The following is a 23,989-nucleotide window of genomic DNA, read 5'->3' on the forward strand; positions in this document are numbered from 1 at the left end:
CGCTCACCGATCTCCTCCCCGGAGGTCGAGCCGAGGCGAGACCACGCCGGGCACCGTGCCCGGGGTGACCTGCCGCTGGATGTTCTCACCGCTCAGGACACCGAACGGCAGGATCAGATCCGGGGACCGCTGGTCCTCGGTGATCTGCGTGGCGACGTCGCGGCACCGGTCGATCAGCGGCTGCATCTGCCGGCCGAGCTGCTCGAAACGCGCGTCGCCGGGCACGAGATTGCCGAGATCGATGAGCTTGCACACCGCTCCCGCAGGGTCCTGCAGGTCGGGCAGCACGAGCCGCGATGCGAGCACACCTGCTTCGGCGTCGTACGAGTTGACGAGGTTGCTCACCGCGAGCGGGAGCAGCGTCAGCGAATTCACGAGTTCCTGCCGGCGGTTAGCCAGGGTCTCCGTGATCGGCACGAGTGCGTCGACGTTGTCCTTCACGGCCGCCTGGTTGTCGCGCACGAACGTCGCGACGTCGCCGAGCGTGACCGACAGCGTGTTCAGCGCCTCACCGAGGTTCTGCCGCTCCCCCGCCAGGAATCCCGACAGGTCCGAGAGCTGCGCATTGAACTGGCGCACCTGCTCGTCGTTGGCCGCGAGAGCACTGACGAACACCTGCAGGTTCTCGATCGTGCCGTAGAGGTCGTCGCGCGACTGGTCGAGCGTGCGCGCGGCGGCCGACAGGTTCTCGATGCTCTGCCCGAGGGCCTCACCGTTGCCGGCGAGGTTCTCCGCACCGACTTCGACGAAGTCGGTCAGCGCGCCCTCGCGGTTCGCGCCGTCGGGACCGAGCGCGCGGGAGAGCTCGTCGATGCTCGCGTAGAGCTCGTCGACCTCCACAGGGGTGGCGGTGCGCTCGCGGTCGATCACCGCACCGCTGCTCATCGTGTCGCCACCGGTGTAGGCAGGGGTGAGCTGTACGTAACGGTCGGCGACGACCGACGGGGTGATCTGCACGGCGCGGGCGTCGGCCGGGATGTCGACGCCGCGGTTCACCCGCAGACCGACCTTCACGAGGTCGCCCTGCGGTTCGACGGAGGTCACCTTCCCCACCTCGACGCCGAGCACCCGCACGTCGGAGCCCTCGTAGATGCCGACGGCATTGTCGAAGTAAGCGGTGATCTCGGTGGTGCCCAGTCGGGCGAACAGCCACCAGCCCGCTCCGGCCAGGGCCACTGCGACCGCCACGACGGCCGCGATCAGCGCGATGCGCCCGCGATTGCTGCGGGACTCGCCGTTCTCGGCGTGTGCCATCAGTTGCCCCCTTCCAGGCGGCGACCGGGCTCGCGGTAACCGGGGATCTCCGGCAGGCCCGGCGGGGTCAGGTTCACGACGACCTGGTCGAACCACCGGCCGTTGCCGACGACGTTGGTGTAGACACGCACGAACGGCTCGTACAGCTCCATGGCCCGATCGAGGTTGTCGTTGTTTTCCTGGAGGACGTCGACGACGCCGCGCAACTGCTGCAGGGCGGGACCGATGGTCTCGCGGTTCTCCTCGACGAGCCCGGAGAGCTCGGCCGACAACCGCTTGGTGCCATCGAGCAACTGGGAGATCGCCTCCTGCCGATTGTTCAGTTCCGCGACGAGCAGCGCACCGTCGGAGAGCAACCGGTTGAACTCGGCGTTGCGGTCGGCGAGCACCTTCGAGACATTGCCGGTCGCGTCGAGGAGCTTCTTCAGCTCCTGGTCACGACTCGCGACGGTCTCGGACAGGCGGCTGATGCCGTCGAGCGAGGCCCGGATGTCGTCGGGTGTCTCCGAGAACGCCTCCGACAGGGTCTGGAAGCCGGTCGCGAGCTGCTCGGAATCGATCTCGCCGAGGGTCGTGGCCGCCGACGAGAACGCTTCGATCACGTCGTACGGCGCGACCGTCCGGTCGAGCGGGATCCGGTCGTCCGGGTCGAGCACCTCCGTACCCCGCGGCTCGAGTGCCAGATACTTCTGTCCGAGGATCGTCTTGATCTGGATGGAGGCCGCCGTGTCGTTCCCGACCCATGCGTCCTGGACCTTGAACGAGACGATCACGCGGTCGCCCTCGAGGTCGACTCCGGTGACCTTGCCGACCTTCACGCCGGCGATACGCACCTCGTTGGTGGGTTTGAGACCCGCGGCCTCGCTGAACTCGGCCTCGTAGGTCGCGCCCGCCCCGATAATGGGCAGTTCGTCGAGGAAAAAGGCGGACAGTGTCCCCAGCAGCACCACGACGATGCCCAGGGCACCGGCGGCGGCCGGACTGCGACGTTTGCTCATCGTCCCTGCAACTCCTGCATCCCCTCTTGCGAGCAACGCTTCGCCGCATTCGTGTAGATGGGTTGGTTCACGGTGGGCAGCCCCGTCGGCAGATTCAGATACGGGACCGAACCGGGACCTGCGATGATGTCGATTCCGCACAGGTAGAACTGGAACCACGAACCGGAGCTGGCCACGCGCCCGAGCTTGTCGAGCTTGACCGGCAACGTCTCGAGGACGCGGTCGACCTCGTCGCGGTTCGCGTTGAGATTCGAAGTGACCTGTTCGAGCGCCGTGATCGACTGTGCGATCGACGGGCGGGTGGGCTCGAGGACGTCGGAGACCGCGTCGGTCAGCCCCGCCATCGACGCCACGGCCGAACCGACGGTCGCCCGGTCGGCCGACAACCCGCTGACGAGTGCCTGCGTGTTGACCAGCAGCGAATCGAGCTGCTCGTCGCGCTGGTCGATCGTGGCCAGGACGGTGTTGAGGTTGTCGATCACCGCACCGATCACGCGGTCCTTGTCGGCGATGGTGTTGGTCAGCGACGCGGTGCTGCGCACCAGATCGTCGATCGTTCCGGCCTCACCCTGGAAGACCTGGATGATCTGGAACGAGAGCTTGTTGACGTCGTCGGCGCTCAGCGTCTGGAACAACGGCCGGAAGCCGTCGAAGAGCGTCGTGAGGTTCACCGCCGGCTTCGTACGCTCGATCGGGATCGTATCGCCGCCCGTGATCTTCTCGCCCTGCGCGCCCTCACCCTGACCGAGCGCGATGTAACGCTGGCCGACGAGATTGCGGAACCGGATGGTCGCGGTGGCACCGGCCGGGAGCCAGTCGCGCTCCTCGAGCGAGAAGGTGACCCGCGCCTGCCGTTCGTCGAAGACCGAGATCTCCTCGACCTGCCCCACGCGGACACCCGCGATGCGGATGTCGTCGCCCTTGTTGAGTGAGGTGACGTCGGAAAAGATCGCGTGGAACTTCGTTCCTCCCCCACCGCCGACATTGGCGATGGTCGCGGCGAGGACACCGGTCGCGAGGACGGTGACCACGGCGAACACGATGAGTTTGATCAGGGGTGCTGCGAGACCTCTCACTGGAAGCTCACCTCCGTACCGCGGATCGCCGGAGCGCCGAGCCGGGTGGTCCAGGACGGGACCTCCTCGGGGTCGACACCGGTGGCCTGTCCGTAGATGACGTCGAGCGTGTCCTGTTCCAGACGCGAGCCGGCGTACGAGACGGGAGTCGCGCCGCCGTCCGAGGTGCCGATGATCTCACCGACGTCGTCGGGGACGCCGGATCGTGCCGGGGCAGGGAAGAAATCGATGGTCTCGGGGCCGGGATTACGCGACGGCACCTGGTACGAACCGTCGTTGATCGAACCGCCCGGATACTGCGGGAAGTTGCGGCCGGGCGCGGTCACGTCGTCGTAGCAGGCCGGTCCGCGATCGTCGAGCAGACGCGGTTCGTCCTGGTTCGGCAGGTAGCGGCCCTTCGGGTTCGTGAACTGGATGTTCGCGCGCACACCCGGGAACGGATCGTCGGCCGCGAGCAGATCGACGGCGGCCGGCTTCGCGTCGGCGAATCCCTCGAAGGTGCACGGGAAGGACGGCGAGTAACGGGCGAGCAGCTGCAGCGCCTCCTTCGAATCGGCGGACAGCGTGATGATCGAGTTCGAGTTCTGCTCGATGAAATCGGCCGTCTGCGACGACGCTCCCGTCGCGCTCGCAAGCAGCGTGCGGATCTGGTTCTGCTGTTCGACGACCGTGCCACCCGTCGTGCGCAGGTTGTTCAGCGCCTCGACGAGATCCGGTGCGGCCTCGGAGTAGGTCTGCGAGAAATCGGCGAGTCCGCGCAGATCCTCCTGCAGTGTGGGCAGTTCGCCGTTCACCTCGCGGAAGATCTGTTCGAGGTCGTCGACCGTCTGTCCCAGCTTCTCGCCGCGTCCGCTCAGTCCCTGGGCCAGGGCGCCGAGCGTGTTGGCGAGGTCCTGCGGCGGGACGGCCTCGAGGAGCGGGAGCAGCCCGTCGAGCACGTCGCCGAGTTCGACGGTGCGCTCGCTCGTGTCCTGCACCAGCACATCGCCGTTCGTGACGGGACGCCCCGGATCGTCGGGGATGATCAGCGAGACGTAGCGCTCACCGAAGAGGGTCTTCGGCAGCAGCTGTGCGGTGGCGTTGACCGGGATCAGTTCGGCCTTGTCGGGGTCGAGCGCAAGATGCGCGGTGACGTCGCCGCCTTCCGCGCTCGTTCCGCGGACCTCGCCGACGAGCACACCGCGTGCCTTGACGTCGGCGTTGAGCGGCAGGGCGTTGCCGATGCTGTCGGTGCGGAGGTCGACCTTCACGACCTTCGTGAACGTCTTGTTGTACATCGCGATCGTGACGTACAGGAACAGCGCCAGCACCACGAAGAAGATCAATCCCAGGGTGCGGCGACGCAAGGGCGAAGTGGTCGTGTCGCTCATCCGGCCACCCTCACCGTGGTCGTCGTGCCCCAGATCGCGAGGCTGAGGAAGAAGTCGAGGATCGCGATCGTCACGATCGCGGTACGTACCGCGCGGCCCACGGCCACCCCGACGCCGGCGGGACCGCCGCTGGCGTGGAAACCGTAGTAGCAGTGGATGAGGATGACCACGAACGCGAAGACCAGCACTTTCGCGAACGAATACAACACATCCTCCGGTGGGAGGAACAGATAGAAGTAGTGGTCGTACGATCCGCTCGACTGGCCGTTGAACAGCGTGCTGATCGTGCGGGTCGCGAGATAGGCCGCGAGGAGACCGATGATGTACAGCGGGATCACGGCGACGAAGCCGGCGATCATCCGGGAGGTCACCAGGAACGGCAGCGACGGCACGGCCATCACCTCGAGGGCGTCGATCTCCTCGCTGATCCTCATGGCACCGAGCTGTGCCGTGAAGCCGCAGCCCACGGTCGCCGACAACGCGAGCGCCGCGACGATCGGGGCCAGTTCACGGGTGTTGACGTAGGCCGAGAGGAAGCCGGTGAGCACCGACGAGCCGAGCTGCTCGAGCGCGGCGTAACCCTGCAGACCCACGACGACGCCGGTGAAGCCGGACATCATCGCGATGACGCCGATGGTGCCACCGATCACGGCGAGTGCACCGCTGCCGAAGGTGACCTCGGCGAGCAACCGCAGGACTTCCTTGCGGTAGTGGGTGAGGGTTCGCGGGGTCCACGCGACGGCGCGCGCGTAGAAGGACATCTGGTCCCCCGCGCGGTCGAGCACGTTCAGCGGTGCGCGCACCGCTCGGCGACCCCGGAGAAGAACGAGATCTCCGCGGCCTCTGGAGACTGTCATCTGGTCAGGATCCCTTCGCAGGAACGATCTGCAGGTACACCATCGTCAGGATCAGGTTCGCGAAGAAGAGCAGCAGGAACGTGATGACGACAGTCTGGTTCACGGCCTCCCCCACGCCCTTCGGGCCTGCACCGGGGTGCAGCCCCTTGTAGGACGCAACGACGCCGGCGATCAACCCGAAGATCGCAGCCTTGAGTTCGGCGACGTAGAGGTCGGGTAGCTGCGCCAGGGCGGAGAAGGAGGCGAGGTAGGCGCCGGGGGTACCGCCCTGCAGCACCACGTTGAAGAAGTAGCCGCCGGCGATGCCGATCACGGAGACGAGACCGTTGAGCAGGAGCGCGACGAGCACCATCGCCAGTACTCGCGGGACGACGAGGCGCTGGATGGGATTGATGCCCAGCACCTCCATCGCGTCGATCTCCTCGCGGATCGTCCGCGATCCGAGGTCGGCGGTGACCGCGGAGCCGGCGGCACCGGCGATCAGCAGAGCCGTCACGATCGGACTGCCCTGCTGGATGACCGCCAGGACGCTCGCGGCACCGGTGAACGATTCGGCGCCGAGCTGCTTGATCAGCGAGCCGGTCTGCAGCGACACGACGGCGCCGAACGGGATCGCGACGAGCGCCGTCGGAAGAATCGTGACACTGGCGATGAACCACGCCTGTTCGATGAACTCCCGGAACTGGAACGGTCGGCGGAAGGTGTTCCGCACGACGTCGACGAACAGTTCGACGATGTTGCCGGCCTGGGTGAGTGCGCCGTGAACCGGCCGCACGAGCGAGCTGCCCGCCCCCATCTACTCTCCTACTTCTCCAACCTGCGGCTGTACCACTGCTGACGCTGTACCACTGCTGCGGCTGGTGCTACTGCTGGGCCTGCTGCTCGTATCTCTCTCCGGCATAGGCGGGAATGATCTGGGTGTCGTCGTCGGCATAGCCCCGGGCTGTGTGGGGCGCGCCGTTGTGATCGAGCGACTCGAGGATGGCGCTCTGGGCGGCCGGGGGCAGGTTGTGCAGGATCGACCGCACCCGCTCCTGCCGACGCGCCACCGCCTGCCGCTCCGGCATCCCCGGAGTCGCCTGCATCTGCGGCACGATCCCCTCGACGTCGTCCACACCACCGGCATGATGACCCGCCTCGACGAGCGCCTGCTCGTGCGCCATCGTCGCCTCGTCCTTCTCCTCCGACATCCCGATCGGACCGATCATCGTGCCGTTGAGGAACTGCTTGACCACCGGCTCATCCGAAGTCAGCAACACCTCACGCGGACCGAACATCACCAACTGCCGACGGAACAACATCCCGATGTTGTCCGGCACCGTGCGCGCCAGATTGATGTTGTGCGACACGATCAGGATCGTCGCATCGATCTCCGCATTGATATCGATCAACGTCTGCGAAATATAGGTCGTGCGCACCGGATCGAGACCCGAATCCGGCTCGTCCACCAGAATGATCTCCGGATCCAACACCAACGCCCGCGCCAGACCGGCGCGCTTCCGCATCCCCCCGGAGATCTCCCCGGGCAACTTGTCCTCGGCGCCGAGCAGACCGACGAGCTCGAGCTTGCTCATCACGATCTGCCGGATCTCCGACTCGGACTTGCGGGTGTGCTCACGCAACGGGAAGGCGACATTGTCGTAGAGGTTCATCGACCCGAACAACGCACCGTCCTGGAACAGCACCCCGAACAACTTGCGGATCTCGTAGAGCTCCTTCGAGGAGCACTGCAGGATGTCGGTGCCGTCGATGACGATCGAGCCCTCCTCCGGGCGCAGCAGACCGATCAACGACTTGAGGAACACCGACTTACCGGTACCCGACGGCCCGAGCAACGCGGACACCTCACCGGCCGGCAACGTCAACGTCACGTCCTGCCAGATACGTTGCGAGCCGAAGGACTTGGTCAGTCCCTCGACGGAAACCTCGACTCCCACGATCACCTCCACTGTCCGATACCGTCGCCCCCGTGTGGGTTGGGCCACTCTATCGCATGGATAGTGGTACCTGTGACACGCGATCCTACTCATGAGTAAGGACGTTGGACAAGGGGGTACGCGTATCTCGACTTACGCCGTGACCTGCATGAACACGGCGTAGATGTCGATTTCTGCCGATAACGGACATATCACTCGGCATTCATGCCCGAAATGCAGAAGGGCCGTTTCCGCGAAATGAATTCGCGGAAACGGCCCTGTGCGGAACCGTTCCGGAGAGCGTCGGAACGCTCGACGGAAAGTTCGGAAACCGTCTTACTTGACGGTGACCTTGGCGCCGGCCTCTTCGAGCTTGGCCTTGGCAGCGTCGGCAGCATCCTTGGCGACCTTCTCGAGGATCGGCTTCGGAGCACCCTCGACGAGGTCCTTGGCTTCCTTCAGGCCCAGGCCGGAGACGATCTCGCGAACGACCTTGATGACCTGGATCTTCTTGTCGCCAGCACCCTCGAGGATGACGTCGAACTCGTCCTGCTCGGACTCGGCCTCGGCAGCAGCGGCCGGAGCACCGGCGGCAGCGACGGCAACCGGAGCAGCAGCGGTGACCTCGAAGGTCTCCTCGAATGCCTTGACGAACTCCGAGAGCTCGAGCAGGGTCAGTTCCTTGAACGCGTCGAGCAGCTCTTCGGTGGTGAGCTTCGCCATGGTGGCGGTCCTTCCTGATAAGTCCCATGTCGCTGATCCGCGACCGGATGGGATGGTGCGTGCCGGAGCACGCGTGGATGTATCTTTCGCGGTGATGCAGATTCGCAGTGATGCGGATCAGCGTCAGGCGGCTTCTTCGCCCGCCTTCTTCTCCTGCAGAGCGGCCGCGAGGCGGGCCACCTGCGAAGCGGGGGCGTTGAACAGGCCTGCGGCCTTTGCCAAGTTGCCCTTCATCGCGCCGGCGAGCTTGGCCAACAGCACCTCGCGGGACTCGAGGTCCGCGATCTGGTTGACCTGCTCCACGGACAGCGCAGCGCCGTCCATGTAGCCGCCCTTGATGACGAGAGCCTTGTTGTCCTTCGCGAAGTTCTTCAGAGCCTTCGCAGCATCCACCGCTTCGCCCTTGACGAACGCGATGGCGGTCGGACCGACGAACAGATCGTCGAGACCCTCGACGCCCGCCTCAGCGGCGGCACGCTTGACCAGGGTGTTCTTGGCGACGGAGTAGGTGGCACCCTCTCCGAGAGCGCGACGCAGCTCGGTCAGACTTCCCACCGACAGACCACGATATTCCGTGATCACGGCAGCGGTGGAGGTCTTGAACTGCTCGGTGATCTCCGCAACTGCGGAAACCTTCTCGGGCTTTGCCATACTTCGCCTCCTCTCAGTAACAGTCGTTTTCCCGGTGTCCCGAGTGGGACGCCCCACCGGACGACCGCCGGGACCGGAAAACGACGAACGCCCCGGCGCAGGGCACACGGGGCATACAAGGAGGAGGAACTCGAATGCACCCGGAAGGCACATCGCGGTTCGTATCTCCCCTAACCTCGTCCTCCTGCGTGGGCCGCCGGACAACTCCGGACCTTCAACCGATCCGCACGCGGATTCGGTGACCAACGGTCTTGGGTAGAACATGATCGGGGTGAAGATCGGCACACACCGAACTACCCCACCACTGTAGCGGACGATGTGCACGAGATGCAAAACGGCCGGCACAGCGATGCTGTACCGGCCGCTTCAGGACGCACATCCACTGCGTGCAGTGCGAATTACTCCGCGGTCTCGAGGAGGTTGCGGGTGCGCTGCGGATCCACCGGGATGCCCGGGCCGGTGGTCGTAGCGATCGTGACCTTCTTGATGTAGCGGCCCTTCGCGCTGGACGGCTTGGCGCGGAGCACCTCGTCCAGAGCAGCAGCGTAGTTCTCGACCAGCTTGGTCTCGTCGAACGAGGCCTTGCCGATCACGAAGTGCAGGTTGGCGTTCTTGTCGACGCGGAAGCTGATCTTGCCACCCTTGATGTCGGTGACGGCCTTCGCGACGTCCGGGGTGACCGTGCCCGTCTTCGGGTTCGGCATCAGACCACGGGGACCGAGGACGCGGGCGATACGACCGACCTTCGCCATCTGGTCGGGGGTCGCGATCGCGGCGTCGAAGTCCAGCCAGCCGCCCTGGATGCGCTCGATCAGATCCTCGGCGCCCACGACGTCGGCACCTGCGGCCTCGGCCTCGGCAGCCTTCTCGCCCACCGCGAAGACGATGACGCGAGCGGTCTTACCCGTGCCGTGCGGCAGGTTGACCGTGCCGCGCACCATCTGGTCCGCCTTGCGGGGATCCACACCGAGTCGCATGGCGACCTCGACGGTGGCGTCGAAGTTCTTCGAGCTGGTCTCCTTCGCGAGCTTCGCAGCTGCGAGGGGGCTGTACAGGTTGTCCGAGTCGATCTTCTCGGCCGCGGCGAGGTATGCCTTGCTGCGCTTTGCCATGTTCTTTCCTAACTTCTCACCGGCAGGTGAATGGTTCGGGCGTGGTAGCGGGCCTGGCCGGCCCTCCCACGAGTGCTATGCAAGCCCGGGGACGGAGCCCCGGAACAGCGAGGGGCTCAGCCCTCGACCGTGATGCCCATCGACCGAGCGGTGCCGGCGATGATCCTCGCGGCAGCCTCGATGTCGTTGGCGTTCAGGTCTTCCTGCTTGGTCTTGGCGATCTCGCGCACCTGATCCATGGTCACCTTGGCGACCTTGGTCTTGTGCGGCTCGCCGGAGCCCTTCTGCACGCCTGCGGCCTTGAGCAGGAGCTTCGCGGCCGGCGGAGTCTTCAGCTTGAAGTCGAACGAACGGTCCTCGTAGACCGTGATCTCGACCGGCACGACGTTGCCACGCTGCGACTCGGTCGCCGCGTTGTACGCCTTGCAGAACTCCATGATGTTGACGCCGTGCTGACCCAGCGCGGGGCCGACCGGCGGAGCCGGGTTGGCCTGGCCGGCCTGGATCTGGAGCTTGATGAGCCCGGCGATCTTCTTCTTCTTGGGGGGCATCTCTATTCCTAGTTTCGTGCTCGGTGTGGTTCTTGCGTACTGCTACTGCAAGCTTGTGCGCGCCGGATGCCGGCGCCGTCGGATCCTGGGGATCGTCAGATCTTCGACACCTGGTTGAACGACAACTCCACGGGAGTCTCACGGCCGAAGATCGACACCAGGACCTTGAGCTTCTGCTGCTCGGCGTTGACCTCACTGATGGAGGCGGGCAGCGTCGCGAACGGGCCGTCCATCACGGTGACCGACTCGCCGACCTCGAAGTCCACCTCGATGGCGGGCTTCGCAGCGGCGGCGGGAGCCTGCTCGCCTGCGGTCGAAGCACCGGCCGCCGGCTTCTTCTTCGCCTGCTGCGGGAGGAGGAACTTCACGACCTCCTTGATCGTCAGCGGCGACGGACGCGACGTGGCTCCGACGAAGCCGGTCACGCCGGGGGTGTTCCGGACGGCGCCCCACGACTCGTCGTTGAGTTCCATCCGGACGAGGATGTAGCCGGGCAGGACCTTGCGGTTGACCTGCTTGCGCTGACCGTTCTTGATCTCGGTGACCTCTTCGGTCGGCACCTCGACCTGGAAGATGTACTCGGTGAGGTCGAGGTTCTGGACGCGGGTCTCGAGGTTGGTCTTGACCTTGTTCTCGTAGCCGGCGTAGGAGTGCACGACGTACCAGTCGCCGGGCTCGCGCCGCAGTTGCTTCTCGAGGGCCTCGGCCGGGTCGACCTCGTCCTCTTCGGCGGCGGCGTCGTCGGTGCCCTCCGCTGCGTCGGAGACCTCGACATCGGTCTCGGCATCGGTGCCGGACTCGACAGCAGCGTCGGACTCGGAGACCTCGGTGTCCGCATCCGCCGACTCGGCCGTCACGTCGTCAACCAAGGCCTCGTCCGAAACGTGCTCCTCGGCCGAAGCCTCGTACGAGTCGTTCTCGGGGGTGCTCACCGGGCACTTTCCTCTCGTCGATCACATTTTTCGTCTCGCGCGGACAGGCGCTAACCGAACAACCAGCTGACGCCCTGTACGAACGCCAGATCCAATCCGAAGATGAACGCCGTCATGACGGTCACGAACGCAAGGACCACGAGCGTGTAGGTGGTCAACTGCTTGCGGTTGGGCCAGATCACCTTGCGGAGCTCGGCGATGACCTCACGGAAGAAGCGCACGAGTCGCTTGAAGATGTTCTCGGACTTCGCGGCGGGACGATCGCTCACGGCCGTGGCCGAACGCGACGTCTTCTTCATGGACACCGCACTCGTCGTGGATGCCGAGGGATCGGCTGCACCACGACGGGTGGCCCGCTTGCCGGTCGGCCGAGCAGCCGCGGAAGAACCGTCGGGGGTCGCGCCGGTAGCCGTTCCAGCGTCGCCGGGAATGTTCCCTGCGGTGCCGCTGTGGCGCTGACCGCGCTCCTCGCTCACATCGTTCCTCTCGGTCGCTGGCAGTCCGGGGGCAGGGGCGACAGGACTTGAACCTGCAACCTGCGGTTTTGGAGACCGCTGCTCTGCCAATTGAGCTACGCCCCTCTGGTCGGACATCCACACTCGTACGAAGCGAGTGTCCGGAACCGACCCATCTGCGACCACATGACACGCGCGCTACCCCGTCGGGCCGTTACGGCCTTCGTAGAGCAGCGCGCTGCTATGCGATCCCAGAAGCCTAAGTGTACTGCATTGCCCCGGGACAAACCCAATCCGCTCGGCCGTCAGGCCAAACGGACCGTTGCCGTGGCGCGACCGAAGATCTTACGACCGTCGGACTTCGCCACGATAGCGACCACTGCTGTCTTGCTCTCCGCGTCCACCGACTTGATCTTGCCGGTGAACTCGATCTCGGCGGCCTTGACGGCCTCCACATATACCGGACTGGTGAACCGAATATTGTATTCGGTCACCGCGCCGGGGTCTCCCAGCCACTCCGTGACGAAGCCGGCCGCGATGCCCATCGAGAGCATGCCGTGCCCGACGACGTCGCGCAAGCCGGCCAGTTCGGCCACCTTGTCGCTCCAGTGGATCGGGTTGGGATCACCCGACACACCTGCATAGTTGACCAGATTTCCGCGCGTGAGCGTGACGACCTTCGATGGAAGCTCGTCCCCTACCGCGACATCCGCGAAGCTACGGAGTGTCACTGTGCATCACCACATCCTTGACCGCGTGCGCGATGTTGTCGTCGACCTCGCCACCGGAACGGGCGACGAGCGTCGTCCAGGAGGTGAGCACGAGATTGTCGTACTGATCCGTGATCACGTTCTTGGTGGTGATGATGTCGCTGCCGGCAGCTTGCCGGAAATCGTCGAGGTAGACGTCGCAGAACAGCCTGTCGCCGGCCTGGATCGGGCGGTGGTAGACCATCCGCTGGTCGGTCTGCATGATCTGGCTCAGGTCGTAGCCGGTGACGACCTCTTCGAACAGCTTGCGCTGCGCGATCATGCCGACGATCGAGACGAAGGTCAGCGGCGCGATCACTCCGTCATATCCCAGCCCCCGGGCTGCGTCGTCGTCGTGATGGGCCGGATGCGAATCGCGCACGGCACGGGCGTACTCGCGGATCTTCTCGCGACCGACCTCGTAGTAGTCGCCCACCCGGTAGTGGTGACCGACCATGGACTTGGCGTGCGCGGCGGCATCGAACGGGATCCCGGCCTGTTCGGTCGCGTCCACCGATTCCTGGTTCTCGAGTATGTTCGTCATACGCAAAACCTCCGCAATTCCGACGACGCCAACTGGCACGGTCGGTATTGCGGAGACCTTATGCGTCGACGTCGTTGCGACCGGCTACTTGGACTCGCGGTGCGACTGGTGCGTACCGCAGTTCGGGCAGAACTTCTTCAGCTCGAGCCGGTCGGGGTCGTTGCGACGGTTCTTCTTCGTGATGTAGTTGCGGTGCTTGCACACCTCGCAGGCCAAGGTGATCTTCGGCCGAACGTCAGTAGAGGAGGCCACGGGATGCCTTCTTTCGCGTCAATCCGATCAGTATCGATCAGGGTGGATCAATGAACTTTTGGTAGCGGTGACCGGACTTGAACCGGCGACGCAACGATTATGAGTCGTTTGCTCTACCAACTGAGCTACACCGCCTCGGTGCCGAGTGTCGCTACGAAGGCGGCACCTCAATCCAGCGAGCCCCCTGACGGAATCGAACCGTCGACCTTTTCCTTACCATGGAAACGCTCTGCCGACTGAGCTAAGGGGGCGTGGCCTCCGGAGCATCTCTGCTCGCTGCGGCCTCCAAAAGATTACACACACTCGGTCCTGGTGCAAAATCCGCTGGTAGAGGCGCATAAACGCCGCTCCTCTCCGAGCTCTGCCCACCCGCACCCACCCGTGCCCACACATACGCGCGCGGCGGGCCGGCGGGAGGCATCGGGCGCGAGGCGGAACGGCACCGCGTGCCGAGCCGCCCGGAACCTCGGGGAGAGCAGGACCCACACCCCGGAGCCCGCACCGAAGGGCCCCGGAATGCAGAACAGCCCCGGTTCCGAAGAACCGGGGCCGTTCCGGTGGCAGGTGTAGGATTCGAACCTACGTAGGCGTAAGCCGACGGATTTACAGTCCGCTCCCATTGGCCGCTCGGGCAACCTGCCGGGGTGCGATCGGGACCGCGTCCTCGATGCGTTTGGAAGAATACAACGCATACCCCCCCGAAACGCAAACCGAGTGGTCACAGCTCCGCGCGACCCGATAGCGTCGGGTGGACAGAACCCTTACAGACCGACCCCGAAGTGGAGTGAGACGTGGCTGATTCGTCGTTCGATGTGGTGAGCAAGGTCGACCGCCAGGAAGTGGACAACGCGCTGAACCAGGCGGCGAAGGAGATCGCCAACCGCTTCGATTTCCGGAACACCGGGGCGCACATCGAGTGGTCGGGCGACGAGGCCATCACGATCTCGGCCGAGACCGAGGACCGCGCGCTCGCCGCGCTCGAGGTCTTCAAGGAGAAGCTGATCCGCCGCGACCTGTCCCTCAAGTCCTTCGACGCCGGCGAGCCGACGCAGTCCGGCAAGGTCTACAAGATCACCGGCACGCTGGTGCAGGGCATCAGCCAGGAGAATGCCAAGAAGATCTCCAAGCTCATCCGTGACGAGGGCCCGAAGGGCGTCAAGGCGCAGATCCAGGGCGAGGAGCTGCGCGTGAGCAGCAAGAAGCGCGACGACCTGCAGGCCGTCATCTCGCTGCTCAAGAACGCCGACCTCGACATCGCCCTGCAGTTCGTCAACTACCGCTAGTACGTCGACCACTGCCGACGACGCCCTCTCCTACGACTCCGCCCGCGACCGTCGTCGCGGGCGGAGTCGTCTGGGATGTCGTCTGTGGGGTGCCGTCCGGTCAGCGGATCCCGGCCATGCGCTCGAGCCGTTCGATGCGGTCGGCCATCGGCGGGTGCGTCGAGAACAGCCGGCTCATCTTGTCGCCCGCCCGGAACGGGTTGGCGATCATCAGGTGCGACTGGGCCGCGAGTTTCGGTTCGGGTGGCAGCGGCGCGGCCTGCGTGCCGAGAGCGAGCTTGCGCAGCGCCGACGCGAGGGCCAGCGGGTCGCCGGTGAGCTCGGCACCGGACTGGTCGGCCTGGTACTCGCGCGACCTCGACACAGCGAGTTTGACGACCGACGCCGCGATGGGGCCGAGCAGGGAAACCAGCAGCAGCGCCAGTGGGTTCGCGCCACCCTCCCGGTTGCCGAAGGCCGAGGCGAAGAACGCGAAGTTCGCCAGGCCCGAGATGACGGCAGCCATCGCGCCGGCGACCGACGAGATGAGGATGTCGCGGTTGTAGACGTGGGCGAGTTCGTGGCCGAGCACCGCGCGCAGTTCCCGTTCGTTCAGGATCTCCAGGATGCCCGTCGTGCAGCACACGGCGGCGTTTCGCGGGTTACGACCCGTGGCGAACGCGTTGGGGGCGTTGGTGGGGCTGATGTAGAGCCTCGGCATGGGCTGGTGCGCCGCGGTCGCGAGTTCACGCACGATCCGGTACATCGCCGGTGCCTGCACCTCGGTGACCGGCTGGGCGTGCATCGCCCGCAGGGCGAGCTTGTCGCTGTTGAAGTACGCGTAGCCGTTCATGCCGACGGCGAGCACGATCGATATCAGCAGGATCGTCGAATTGCCGAACAACGCTCCGACGAACACGATCAGCGCGGACATTCCGATCAACAGACCGGCCGTCTTGAGACGGTTCGAGTATCCGTGCACGTCGCACCCCTTCCGCACCACGATTTCCCACTCATTCGTCCAACGAACGAGCGAACGGCGCGGTTCCCGCCCCGACCGGGGCGGGACGACACGACGGTCCGTCAGCCGACGCGGGCGACGGTGAAGTCCACGAGGCGACGCAGCGCCTCGTTCGCCGACCCCTGCGGCAGGGCATCGAGTTCGGCGTGAGCGCGGGCGGCGTAGGTCGCGAGAGTCGCCTTCGCCGCATCCATCCCCGGCGAGCGGACGAGCAGTTCGAGCGCCTCCGCGACGTGCGCTTCGTCCTCGATGGGACCGACGAGCAGTTCACGCAGACGATCCGCCTCCGGTCCGGTCTCCCGCAGCGCGTAGAGCACCGGCAGGGTGTACACACCCTCGCGGAGATCGGTTCCGGGGGTCTTGCCCGACTCCGTGGTGTCGGACGCGATGTCGATGATGTCGTCGACGATCTGGAAAGCGGTGCCGACGGCGTCGCCGAGCCGTTCGAGACGCTCTACATGTTCCGGATCAGCGCCCGAGAACGTACCGCCGAAGCGACCGCTGGCGGCGATCAGCGAACCGGTCTTCTCCCAGATCACCCGCAGGTAGTGCTCGACCGGGTCGTCGTTGGTACGCACACCGATGGTTTCGCGCATCTGACCGGTGACCAGCTCGGCGAACGTCTCCGCGATGATCTGCACGGCCGACGGACCCAGCGTCGACACCAACCGCGAGGCGTGCGCGAACAGATAGTCGCCGGCGAGGATCGCGACGCTGTTGCCCCAGCGCACGTTGGCGCTCGGGGCGCCGCGACGCATCGTCGCCTCGTCCATCACGTCGTCGTGATAGAGCGTCGCGAGGTGCACGAGCTCGACGACGGTCGCCGCCGTCACCACGGCGGGATCGGTGGGCTTCGGCCCGAGCTGCGCGGTGAGGATAGTGAACAGCGGCCGGAACCGCTTGCCACCCGCCTTAGCAAGGTGCAGTGCGGCCTCCGTCAGGAAGTCCTCACCGTCGGACAGTTCCTCGACCAGGAGTTTCTCGACGCTTACGAGGCCGTCCCCGACTGTCGCGGCGAGGACCGGATCGCCGAGTTCCACACCGGCCACGACGGTGCTCGGCGCCGCATCGGCCGAACCGGCGGTCCGAGCCGCCCCCTCAGTGCTCACGATGACGTACCCATCCTGTTCTGTCGCCTCGACTTCACCGTAGTGAACCTAGCCGTTCGTTCCCCGATCCACCTCGTCGAGGCGGCCGATCGCGGCCTGAGAAGATGGAGCGGTGGTGGCCGAACACTCCGCGCGAGATCCGCGGCAATCCCAGTCCTGCGTTCCCGACAGTACCGATGTTCTCGTCGTCGGTGCCGGTCCAGCCGGTTCCGCCGCCGCCGCGTGGGCTGCCCGCGCCGGTCGCGAGGTGTTGCTCGTCGATGCCGCGACCTTCCCTCGCGACAAGACCTGCGGTGACGGACTGACCCCGCGTGCCGTCGCCGAACTCGACGAACTCGGCCTCGGCGACTGGCTGCGCACCCGCACCGTCAACCGCGGTCTGCGTCTCGAGGGCTTCGGTGGCCGCTTCGAACTCCCCTGGCCCGACTCGTCGTTCCCGGTCGTGGGCAGCGCCGTGCCGCGCACCGAACTCGACGCCCGGATCCGGCAGGCCGCGCTCGACTCGGGTGCCCGCGCCGTGGACGGAACGAAGGCCGTTGACGTCGAACGCGACGGCGACCGGGTCTCGGCCGTGATCTTCCGCACCGCCGACGGACCGCGGACCGTCCGCTGCCGCACGGTGATCGTCGCCGACGGGGTGCGTTCTCCCCTCGGCAAGGTGCTCGGTCGTCGCTGGCACCGCGACACCACCTACGGCGTGGCCGCGCGGGCCTACGCCACCTCCCCGCGCAGCGACGATCCGTGGATCACCTCGCACCTCGAACTGCGCGACGACGCGGGGGCCGTCCAGCCGGGCTACGGCTGGGTGTTCCCGCTCGGCACCGGCGAGGTGAACCTGGGAGTGGGGACCCTCGCGACCGCCTCGCGACCGGCGAGTGGATCGCTGCGGCATCTCATCGACCTCTACGCGCGGCAGCGCCGCACGGAATGGGAACTCGGCGAGGTGACGCGTGTGGCGTCGGCGCTGCTGCCCATGGGCGGAGCCGTGTCGGGGGTCGCGGGCAGGAACTGGGCGCTGATCGGCGACGCCGCGGCGTGCGTCAATCCGCTCAACGGCGAGGGCATCGACTACGGACTCGAAGGCGGTCGGTTGCTCGCCGGGCTGCTCGACTCCGACGACCTCACCGACCTGTGGCCGGCGACGCTGCGCTCCCACTACGGCCGGGCGTTCTCCACCGCGCGTCGCCTCGCGAGCCTGCTCACGATCCCGAAGTTCCTGCCGGCGACCGGCCCGATCGCGATGCGGTCGCGGACGATGATGTCGGTCGCGGTGCGGGTGATGGGCAATCTCGTCACCGACGAGGACGCCGACTTCGTGGCCCGGGTGTGGCGGACGAGCGGTCATCTCTCGATGCGCTGGGACCGTCAGCCCCTCTTCGCCTGAGCGCCGATACAGCGCCGCGCGGTTACTTGCGTACCGCGCGGTGCCGATGCGCCCGGCTACTTGCGTACCGCGCGGTGCAGGGCGGTGATGCCCCCCGTGAGATTGCGCCACTTCACGTCGCTCCAGCCCGCGGCCTCGATGCGCCGGGCGAGCTGCTCTTGATCGGGCCAGGCCCGGATCGATTCGGCGAGGTAGACGTAGGCGTCGGGATTGCTGCTGACCGCCCGCGCGACCCGCGGCAGCGTCCGCATCAGGTACTCCATGTAGACGGTGCGTAGCGGTTCCCGCACGGGTGTGGAGAACTCGCACACCACGAGGCGTCCACCCGGCTTGACCACCCGGGCGATCTCGCGCAGTCCCTCGTCCGGGTCGGCGACGTTGCGCAGGCCGAAGGAGATGGTCGCGGCGTCGAAGACCGCGTCGGCGAACGGCAGTTTCATCGCGTCGCCTGCGACCATCGGGACGTTGCGGAACTCACCGGCGTGCAGCATGCCCTTGGAGAAGTCGGTGGCGACGACCCACGCGCCGGACCGTCCGAGTTCGACGGTGGAGACCCCGGTGCCGGCGGCCAGGTCGAGCACCCGCTCGCCGGGCTTCAGGTCGAGAGCCGCACGGGTCGCGCGACGCCACCCGCGGTCCTGCCCGAACGACAGGACGGTGTTGGTCAGGTCGTAGCGTGCAGCGACCCCGTCGAACATGGACGCGACCTCACGCGGGTCCTTGTCGAGCGACGCGCGTGATCCGTGAGTTGTTGCCACGGCCGAAACGTTACCCGCTCCCCTAGTGGACGCCGGCGCTCATGCGGCGCGGCGGAGCGCGTGCGCGGGAAGGCCCTGCACCCGCCGGTAATGGGCGAACAACTCGTCGCACAGCACGGGCCAGGTGCGGCCGAGCACTCCACTGCGTGCCGCACCACCGAACTCGTCCCGGACCCCAGGAGCGAGCAGCGCATCGACGGCTCGGGGCAGCAATTCGACGAAGCCGTCCACCGGCAAGCGGTAACCGTTGCGGCAGTGGGCGACGAGGTCGCGTGGTCCGCCCGCGTCCGGCACGATCGCCGGGACCCCGCTCGCCAGGGCTTCCTGCACGGCCTGGCAGAAGGTCTCGTGTTCGCCGGGATGGACGAAGACGTCGAGGCTCGCGTGGGCGCGGGCCAGTTCCTCGCCCCCCAGCTGCCCGGTGAACACGGCCGACGGCAGCTGACGTTCGAGCCGCGACCGTTCGGGACCGTCGCCGACGACGACGAGCTGCAGCCGCGGGTCGTGGGCGAGGATCGCGAGCCGCTCGACGTGCTTCTCGGGCGCGAGGCGTCCCACGAAACCGACGATCGGACGGCCGTCCGGCGACCAGCAGGAGCGCAGGTCCTCGTCCCGCCGGGACGGCGCGAAGCGGTCGGTGTCGACGCCCCGCGACCAGCGCCGCACGCGCGGGATGCCGTGGGCCACGAGGTCGTCCACGGCGGAGGTCGAGGGAGCGAGGGTGAGATCGCAGCCGCGGTGCAGGCGCCGAGTCCACCGCCAGGACGCACGCGCGGCGAGGCCGAGCCCGTAGCTGGAGGCGAATCCGGCCACGTCCGTCTGATAGATCGCGACCGTCGGAATGTCGAGGCGTCCCGCGGCGGCGAGACCGCCGGCACCGAGCACGAACGGGGACGCGAGGTGCACCACGTCCGGCGCGAAAGTGCGCAGCACCGGAAGGAGTTCCGGGCCGGGCACGCCCACCGGGAGGGAGCTGATCCTCGGTACGCGCACCGCCGGTACGCGGTGGACGGGTGTCCCGTGATGGTCGGACGGAGCGGGTGGCCTGCCTGCGACCGTGTCGGGTGCGACGACCAACGCGTCGTGTCCGGTGCGGTCGAGGTGCTCAAGGACGCGGAGCACCGAGTTGGTGACGCCGTTGACGTTCGGGAGGAAGGATTCCGCGACGATGGCTACTCGCACGCCGACAGCGTGGCGAGCCTGCGAGTCGAGCAGGTGCGAGCTCGGTGACCGATGGACGAAGTCGCGACGAACGTTTCGTTCGTCACACCTGCAGCTGTCGATCCTTCACGTCGGGAGCGACAGCGGGTGCGGCGGTCGCCCTCCGCCGCAGCCAGATCAGCACCGGCGTGGCGATCAACCATGTGACGACGATCACCGATCCGGTCGGGATCAGGGCGACACGGGCGTCGCGACCGGTCACACGAACGAGATCGGGATCACTCCGGGCGTACTCGACGGCGATCCGCTGCCCGGTGGTCAGCCCCGTCGGGTACAGAACGCCGAGCTCCGGATTGTGCGTCACACCGTCAGGAGTGACGAAACTCACGGCGGACCGCACGGAGCCGGCCGCGAGCACCTCCGCGACGGCCGTGCCCGTGTCGGAGCGGATGGTGAGGTCGTTGCGGAGGGCGCCGAGCAACAGGATCACCGCGAGGGCGGAAATCGCCGCCGCGACCATGAGAACCGCGCGCCGCGCGCGCTCGGGTCCGCTCACAGCTGCGCCCGCACCGCCGCGTGCAATTCGCGCAGCCCGGCCCGATCGGTGGTGACCTCGACCACACGGATGCCCGCGGGCGGCGCCGTGTCGTTCGAGAGGGCGAGCGCGAGTCCCTGCAGATCCACCAGCTCGTGCGGGACGCGGTAGGCCGCACACAGTGCCGCGAGGTCCATACCGTGCGGGGTGCCGAAGACACGCTCGAAAACACCCGCGTACTGCGGGTCGCCCTGTTCGAGCAGTTCGAAGATTCCGCCGCCGTCGTCGTTCGCGACGACGATGGTGAGGTTCTGCGGCCGCGGCTCCGACGGCCCGATGAGCAGGCCCGACGCGTCGTGCAGGAAGGTCAGGTCGCCGAGCAGCGCGACGGTCCGTCCCTGCTCGTAGGCGAGTGCGGCACCGACGGCGGTGGAGACCGTACCGTCGATCCCGGCGACACCCCGGTTGGACAGCACCTTCACGTCGGGTTTCGGGTAGCTCACGAGCGCCGCGTCGCGCACCGGGTTCGACGCCCCGAGCAGCAGCTGGTCGCAGGGCTTCAGCGAGTCCGTCACGACCGCCGCGACGTGCAGTCCGGTGGCCTTCGGATGCCCGTCGAGCTGGGCGCGCACGGCCTTGTCGGTGTGCGCCGACAGCTGGCGGCATCGTTCGAGCCACGCCTCGTCGGGTGTTCCCGACACCACGGCGCGGGTGCCTGTCGCGATGACGTTGCCCGACACGTCGGGCCAGCGCGGGCCGGTGGTCAGCGCGTACACGGTGACGGCGGGGTCGGCGAGCAGGTTCGACACCGGCCGGTGCAGCGTGGGCCGTCCGGTGATGATCGCCTGGCGCGGCTTCAGGTGCGGCAGCGCCATCGGATGCACCGGGATGCCGTGCAACGGTGCGGTGGGTTCGGCGACGGTCGGCAACCCGGACAATTCGGGGCGGTGGGCGGAACCGTGACCGGAGACGACGATCGTGTCGGGGGTCAGGTCGATCTCGAGCGGGACGTCGAGGGTGGCGTTCACCGTGGTGGTCCAGGCATCGCCGTCGGGGCGGCCCTCGGGCACCGGGCCCTTCGCGTCGAGCTCGGGCACGAGCGGTTCGCGCAGCGGGATGTCGAAGTGGACCGGGCCGGCGTTGCCCGATCGGGTTCCGCGGGCGGCGGCGAGAACCCGGGAGACAGCCGAACGCCACTGGCTGTTCTGCTCGATGCCTTCGGCGAGGCCGAGACTGATGGTGGCGCGCACCTGGCTGCCGAACAACCCGAGCTGTTCGACGGTCTGGTTCGCACCGGATCCGAGCAGTTCGTAGGGGCGATTGGCGCTGAGCACGACCAGCGGGACGCGGGCGTAGTTCGCCTCAAGCACGGCGGGCGCGAGGTTGGCCACGGCGGTACCGGAGGTCATGACGACCGGGACGGGACGCCCCGATGCGAGGGCCAGGCCGATCGCGAGGAATCCGGCGGTGCGCTCGTCGATACGCATGTGCAGGCGCAGACGTCCTGCGCTGTCGGCGGCCTGGAGCGCGAAGGCGAGCGGCGCGTTGCGCGAGCCCGGGCACAGCACGACGTCCCGAACACCGCCCCGGGCGAGTTCGTCGACGACAGCAGTGGCCTGGGCAGTGGACGGATTCACGGAGTCCAGGGTAATTGCGCCGGAAGTGTGGCCGGGTACAGGTGCGGTCAGAATGGAGGCCGTGCGCACAGTCTTCGATCCCGCCGAGTCGAGTCCCGGCCGCTTCTACCGCCTTCTCACCGCGACAATCGTGCCGAGACCGATCGCGTGGGTGTCCACCGAGGCCGAGGACGGTGTGTTCAATCTCGCTCCGTACAGCTTCTTCACGGTGGCGAGTACGGCCCCGCCGGTCGTGCAGTTCACCTCCGTGGGCCGGAAGGACAGTCTGCGGAACATCGAGCAGACGGGCGAGTTCGTGATCAATATCGCGACCGTGCCGTTGATGGAGAAGGTCAACGCCTCGTCGGCGGCGTTCCCGCACCACATCGACGAGTTCACCGAGGTGGGGTTGCACGCCGAGCCGAGCGAGCGGGTGCGGCCCCCGCGGGTCGCGGAGGCACCCGCCTCGATCGAGTGCCGGTTGCACCGTGTGATCGAGATCGGCGACTCGTTCGTCGTGATGGGCGACGTCCTCGCCGTGACGGTCGATCCGGAGGTGCTGGCGGAGGACGGTGCCCCCGACTTCGCCGCGCTCGGTGCGGTGAGCCGGTTGGGGCGGACCGAATGGGGACTGACGCCCGCGGTGCGGAGACTGCAGCGGCCCGGCACTCCCGGGTGACGGCACAGGTTAGGCTCCGCTGAACGATCGTCGGGATGCTGCACGTCGTCAGTGGTGGCATCCGAGCAACCTCGGAGGGCCGTATGGCGAAGAGCACCGGAACCGCACGGCGCAATCCCTATCTCAAGCCCGAGTCGCGGCGGATGGTGCGCGCGCAGGTACTCGCCGCCCAACGCATCAGCCCGACCTTCGTGCGCATCACCGTGGGCGGCGACGACGTCGACTCGATCGCACCGATGGGCTTCGACCACTGGTTCCGCATGTTCTTTCCCACCCCGGATCAGCAGGAGCTGACCCTTCCCGGCGCGACCGACGACCGTTGGTGGCCCGAATACCAGGAACTGCCCGAGGGGCGGCGTCCGGTGTTGCGGAACTACACGTTCCGCCGTGTGCGACCTGCGGGCACCGGGCTGTTCGGTCCGACCTCAGAGATCGAGATCGATTTCGCGTCGCACGGCGATCTGGGTCCGGCTTCGGCGTGGGCGGAGCGGGCACAGCCCGGCGACGAGATCGGCATCCTCGACGAGGGCATCAGCAACCTGCCCCTCGACGAAGCACGGTCGTGGCTGCTCGTCGGCGACGAGAGCGCGGTGCCCGCCGTGGTCGGCATCCTCGACTCGATTCTTGCCCTCGACCCGTTCGCGGCCGTGGAGGTCTTCGTCGAGGTTCCGCACCCGGGCGATCTCAGCGCCCAGAATCTGCCGACGGGCGAGAACGTGCGGGTGCATCCGGTGATCAGGACGGATGGCGAGGCGGTTCCGGGCAGTCTCGTCGTCGACGCGGTGCGGGAGTCGACGCCCTCGTCGGATTCGGCCCACGCGTTCGTCGCAGGCGAGTCGTCGCTCGCGACCGGCGTGCGCCGCCATCTCGTGCGCGAGTGCGGCTGGGACCGTGCGGCGGTGACCTTCATCGGCTACTGGAAGTACGGGGAGCCCGTCTACTGACGGACCCCTCGAACGACCCCCTCGAACGACGAACGTCGCGGTACCGAACGACGAACGTCGCGGTACCGACCGGCGAACCG

General features: G+C 67.1%; 26 protein-coding genes and 4 tRNA genes. 4 read left to right on the forward strand and 26 right to left on the reverse strand.

Features of this window, described 5'->3' with window-relative positions; genetic code table 11:
* Window positions 1-3: 3 nt before the first annotated feature.
* From QR64_RS12245 to QR64_RS12340, 20 genes are all read right to left on the reverse strand, one after another.
* Window positions 4-1,254 carry an MCE family protein gene (locus QR64_RS12245; protein ID WP_024101681.1) on the reverse strand — a complete coding sequence of 417 codons (1,251 nt, stop codon included), beginning with the start codon at window positions 1,252-1,254 and terminating at the stop codon, window positions 4-6.
* Window positions 1,254-2,252, reverse strand: coding sequence for an MCE family protein (locus tag QR64_RS12250; RefSeq protein ID WP_006552282.1), 999 nt, complete (start codon window positions 2,250-2,252; stop codon window positions 1,254-1,256). The genes QR64_RS12245 and QR64_RS12250 overlap by 1 nt, the downstream gene beginning before the upstream one ends.
* Window positions 2,249-3,328, reverse strand: coding sequence for an MCE family protein (locus QR64_RS12255; protein WP_024101683.1), 1,080 nt, complete (start codon window positions 3,326-3,328; stop codon window positions 2,249-2,251). The genes QR64_RS12250 and QR64_RS12255 overlap by 4 nt, the downstream gene beginning before the upstream one ends.
* Window positions 3,325-4,698: an MCE family protein gene (locus QR64_RS12260; protein WP_039585370.1), complete on the reverse strand. Its 1,374-nt coding sequence runs from the start codon at window positions 4,696-4,698 to the stop codon at window positions 3,325-3,327. The genes QR64_RS12255 and QR64_RS12260 overlap by 4 nt, the downstream gene beginning before the upstream one ends.
* Entirely contained in the window at window positions 4,695-5,555 is an 861-nt protein-coding gene (locus tag QR64_RS12265; protein ID WP_024101684.1) for an MlaE family ABC transporter permease, read from the reverse strand. Before QR64_RS12265 ends, QR64_RS12260 begins: the two co-directional genes overlap by 4 nt.
* A gap of 4 nt (window positions 5,556-5,559) precedes the next feature.
* Window positions 5,560-6,351: an MlaE family ABC transporter permease gene (locus QR64_RS12270; protein ID WP_006552286.1), complete on the reverse strand. Its 792-nt coding sequence runs from the start codon at window positions 6,349-6,351 to the stop codon at window positions 5,560-5,562.
* Between the two features lie 67 nt (window positions 6,352-6,418).
* Window positions 6,419-7,495 (reverse strand): ABC transporter ATP-binding protein, encoded by a 1,077-nt coding sequence (locus QR64_RS12275; RefSeq protein ID WP_303627232.1) that lies wholly within the window; start codon window positions 7,493-7,495, stop codon window positions 6,419-6,421.
* Window positions 7,496-7,807: 312 nt separating this feature from the next.
* A complete protein-coding gene (gene rplL, locus QR64_RS12280; protein ID WP_003937621.1) occupies window positions 7,808-8,194 on the reverse strand; it encodes a 50S ribosomal protein L7/L12 in 387 nt (128 codons plus the stop codon).
* Between the two features lie 123 nt (window positions 8,195-8,317).
* Entirely contained in the window at window positions 8,318-8,845 is a 528-nt protein-coding gene (gene rplJ, locus QR64_RS12285; protein ID WP_006552288.1) for a 50S ribosomal protein L10, read from the reverse strand.
* A gap of 398 nt (window positions 8,846-9,243) precedes the next feature.
* The gene (gene rplA / locus QR64_RS12290; RefSeq protein ID WP_039585374.1) at window positions 9,244-9,957 is read right to left on the reverse strand and encodes a 50S ribosomal protein L1; all 714 of its coding nucleotides are present in this window, start codon (window positions 9,955-9,957) and stop codon (window positions 9,244-9,246) included.
* 116 nt (window positions 9,958-10,073) lie between these two features.
* Window positions 10,074-10,508, reverse strand: coding sequence for a 50S ribosomal protein L11 (gene rplK, locus QR64_RS12295; protein ID WP_039585376.1), 435 nt, complete (start codon window positions 10,506-10,508; stop codon window positions 10,074-10,076).
* Between the two features lie 95 nt (window positions 10,509-10,603).
* On the reverse strand, window positions 10,604-11,440 hold the full coding sequence (gene nusG / locus QR64_RS12300) for a transcription termination/antitermination protein NusG (protein WP_006552291.1): 837 nt from the start codon (window positions 11,438-11,440) through the stop codon (window positions 10,604-10,606).
* Between the two features lie 50 nt (window positions 11,441-11,490).
* Window positions 11,491-11,916 carry a preprotein translocase subunit SecE gene (secE, locus tag QR64_RS26550; RefSeq protein ID WP_024101687.1) on the reverse strand — a complete coding sequence of 142 codons (426 nt, stop codon included), beginning with the start codon at window positions 11,914-11,916 and terminating at the stop codon, window positions 11,491-11,493.
* A gap of 32 nt (window positions 11,917-11,948) precedes the next feature.
* Window positions 11,949-12,021: transfer RNA gene (locus QR64_RS12310), tRNA-Trp, on the reverse strand.
* Window positions 12,022-12,200: 179 nt separating this feature from the next.
* Window positions 12,201-12,626: a (3R)-hydroxyacyl-ACP dehydratase subunit HadB gene (hadB, locus tag QR64_RS12315; RefSeq protein ID WP_039585378.1), complete on the reverse strand. Its 426-nt coding sequence runs from the start codon at window positions 12,624-12,626 to the stop codon at window positions 12,201-12,203.
* On the reverse strand, window positions 12,613-13,188 hold the full coding sequence (gene hadA / locus QR64_RS12320) for a (3R)-hydroxyacyl-ACP dehydratase subunit HadA (RefSeq protein WP_006552294.1): 576 nt from the start codon (window positions 13,186-13,188) through the stop codon (window positions 12,613-12,615). The genes hadB and hadA overlap by 14 nt, the downstream gene beginning before the upstream one ends.
* Before the next feature lie 84 nt (window positions 13,189-13,272).
* Window positions 13,273-13,440, reverse strand: a complete 168-nt coding sequence (gene rpmG / locus QR64_RS12325) for a 50S ribosomal protein L33 (protein WP_003941903.1) — start codon at window positions 13,438-13,440, stop codon at window positions 13,273-13,275.
* 59 nt (window positions 13,441-13,499) lie between these two features.
* Window positions 13,500-13,575: transfer RNA gene (locus tag QR64_RS12330), tRNA-Met, on the reverse strand.
* A 43-nt stretch (window positions 13,576-13,618) separates the two neighbouring features.
* Window positions 13,619-13,691, reverse strand: a tRNA-Thr gene (locus QR64_RS12335).
* A gap of 307 nt (window positions 13,692-13,998) precedes the next feature.
* Window positions 13,999-14,081: transfer RNA gene (locus QR64_RS12340), tRNA-Tyr, on the reverse strand.
* Window positions 14,082-14,231: 150 nt separating this feature from the next.
* On the opposite strand from QR64_RS12340, the gene QR64_RS12345 reads away from it, so the two are divergent.
* Window positions 14,232-14,723 carry a YajQ family cyclic di-GMP-binding protein gene (locus QR64_RS12345; RefSeq protein WP_006552295.1) on the forward strand — a complete coding sequence of 164 codons (492 nt, stop codon included), beginning with the start codon at window positions 14,232-14,234 and terminating at the stop codon, window positions 14,721-14,723.
* Between the two features lie 100 nt (window positions 14,724-14,823).
* Here QR64_RS12345 and htpX read toward each other — a convergent pair whose 3' ends face one another.
* Together htpX and QR64_RS12355 are read right to left on the reverse strand one after the other, a co-directional pair.
* On the reverse strand, window positions 14,824-15,684 hold the full coding sequence (gene htpX, locus QR64_RS12350) for a zinc metalloprotease HtpX (protein ID WP_024101689.1): 861 nt from the start codon (window positions 15,682-15,684) through the stop codon (window positions 14,824-14,826).
* 101 nt (window positions 15,685-15,785) lie between these two features.
* Window positions 15,786-16,832, reverse strand: coding sequence for a polyprenyl synthetase family protein (locus QR64_RS12355; protein ID WP_039585379.1), 1,047 nt, complete (start codon window positions 16,830-16,832; stop codon window positions 15,786-15,788).
* Between the two features lie 112 nt (window positions 16,833-16,944).
* Here QR64_RS12355 and QR64_RS12360 point away from each other — a divergent pair, with 112 nt between their 5' ends.
* Window positions 16,945-18,216, forward strand: a complete 1,272-nt coding sequence (locus QR64_RS12360; protein WP_050993579.1) for a geranylgeranyl reductase family protein — start codon at window positions 16,945-16,947, stop codon at window positions 18,214-18,216.
* A 56-nt stretch (window positions 18,217-18,272) separates the two neighbouring features.
* Here the strand turns inward: QR64_RS12360 and QR64_RS12365 are convergent, their stop codons facing one another.
* The 4 genes from QR64_RS12365 to menD form a co-directional block, all read right to left on the reverse strand.
* Window positions 18,273-18,974, reverse strand: a complete 702-nt coding sequence (locus QR64_RS12365) for a demethylmenaquinone methyltransferase (protein WP_071935515.1) — start codon at window positions 18,972-18,974, stop codon at window positions 18,273-18,275.
* Window positions 18,975-19,013: 39 nt separating this feature from the next.
* Complete coding sequence (locus QR64_RS12370; RefSeq protein WP_039585381.1) at window positions 19,014-20,156, reverse strand: glycosyltransferase family 4 protein; 1,143 nt, start codon at window positions 20,154-20,156, stop codon at window positions 19,014-19,016.
* Window positions 20,157-20,238: 82 nt separating this feature from the next.
* A complete protein-coding gene (locus QR64_RS12375) occupies window positions 20,239-20,691 on the reverse strand; it encodes a DUF3592 domain-containing protein (RefSeq protein ID WP_039585383.1) in 453 nt (150 codons plus the stop codon).
* Window positions 20,688-22,307 (reverse strand): 2-succinyl-5-enolpyruvyl-6-hydroxy-3-cyclohexene-1-carboxylic-acid synthase, encoded by a 1,620-nt coding sequence (gene menD, locus QR64_RS12380; protein WP_006552303.1) that lies wholly within the window; start codon window positions 22,305-22,307, stop codon window positions 20,688-20,690. The genes QR64_RS12375 and menD overlap by 4 nt, the downstream gene beginning before the upstream one ends.
* 52 nt (window positions 22,308-22,359) lie before the next feature.
* Between menD and QR64_RS12385 the strand changes: the two genes are divergently transcribed.
* Window positions 22,360-22,965 carry a flavin reductase family protein gene (locus QR64_RS12385; RefSeq protein WP_039585385.1) on the forward strand — a complete coding sequence of 202 codons (606 nt, stop codon included), beginning with the start codon at window positions 22,360-22,362 and terminating at the stop codon, window positions 22,963-22,965.
* 83 nt (window positions 22,966-23,048) lie between these two features.
* Window positions 23,049-23,909 (forward strand): siderophore-interacting protein, encoded by an 861-nt coding sequence (locus QR64_RS12390; RefSeq protein WP_039585629.1) that lies wholly within the window; start codon window positions 23,049-23,051, stop codon window positions 23,907-23,909.
* Window positions 23,910-23,989: the final 80 nt, after the last annotated feature.

This window comes from Rhodococcus sp. Chr-9 (assembly GCF_000801125.1).
Lineage (GTDB): Bacteria > Actinomycetota > Actinomycetes > Mycobacteriales > Mycobacteriaceae > Rhodococcus > Rhodococcus pyridinivorans.

Coding starts and splice junctions, on each gene's coding strand:
- QR64_RS12385 (WP_039585385.1), top strand. CDS start 22,360: ATGGAGGCCGTGCGCACAGTCTTCGATCCCGCCGAGTCGAGTCCCGGC.
- QR64_RS12265 (WP_024101684.1), bottom strand. CDS start 5,555: ATGACAGTCTCCAGAGGCCGCGGAGATCTCGTTCTTCTCCGGGGTCGC.
- QR64_RS12250 (WP_006552282.1), bottom strand. CDS start 2,252: ATGAGCAAACGTCGCAGTCCGGCCGCCGCCGGTGCCCTGGGCATCGTC.
- rplK (WP_039585376.1), bottom strand. CDS start 10,508: ATGCCCCCCAAGAAGAAGAAGATCGCCGGGCTCATCAAGCTCCAGATC.
- hadA (WP_006552294.1), bottom strand. CDS start 13,188: ATGACGAACATACTCGAGAACCAGGAATCGGTGGACGCGACCGAACAG.
- QR64_RS12260 (WP_039585370.1), bottom strand. CDS start 4,698: ATGAGCGACACGACCACTTCGCCCTTGCGTCGCCGCACCCTGGGATTG.
- QR64_RS12270 (WP_006552286.1), bottom strand. CDS start 6,351: ATGGGGGCGGGCAGCTCGCTCGTGCGGCCGGTTCACGGCGCACTCACC.
- rplA (WP_039585374.1), bottom strand. CDS start 9,957: ATGGCAAAGCGCAGCAAGGCATACCTCGCCGCGGCCGAGAAGATCGAC.
- QR64_RS12245 (WP_024101681.1), bottom strand. CDS start 1,254: ATGGCACACGCCGAGAACGGCGAGTCCCGCAGCAATCGCGGGCGCATC.
- rplL (WP_003937621.1), bottom strand. CDS start 8,194: ATGGCGAAGCTCACCACCGAAGAGCTGCTCGACGCGTTCAAGGAACTG.
- rplJ (WP_006552288.1), bottom strand. CDS start 8,845: ATGGCAAAGCCCGAGAAGGTTTCCGCAGTTGCGGAGATCACCGAGCAG.
- QR64_RS12390 (WP_039585629.1), top strand. CDS start 23,049: ATGGCGAAGAGCACCGGAACCGCACGGCGCAATCCCTATCTCAAGCCC.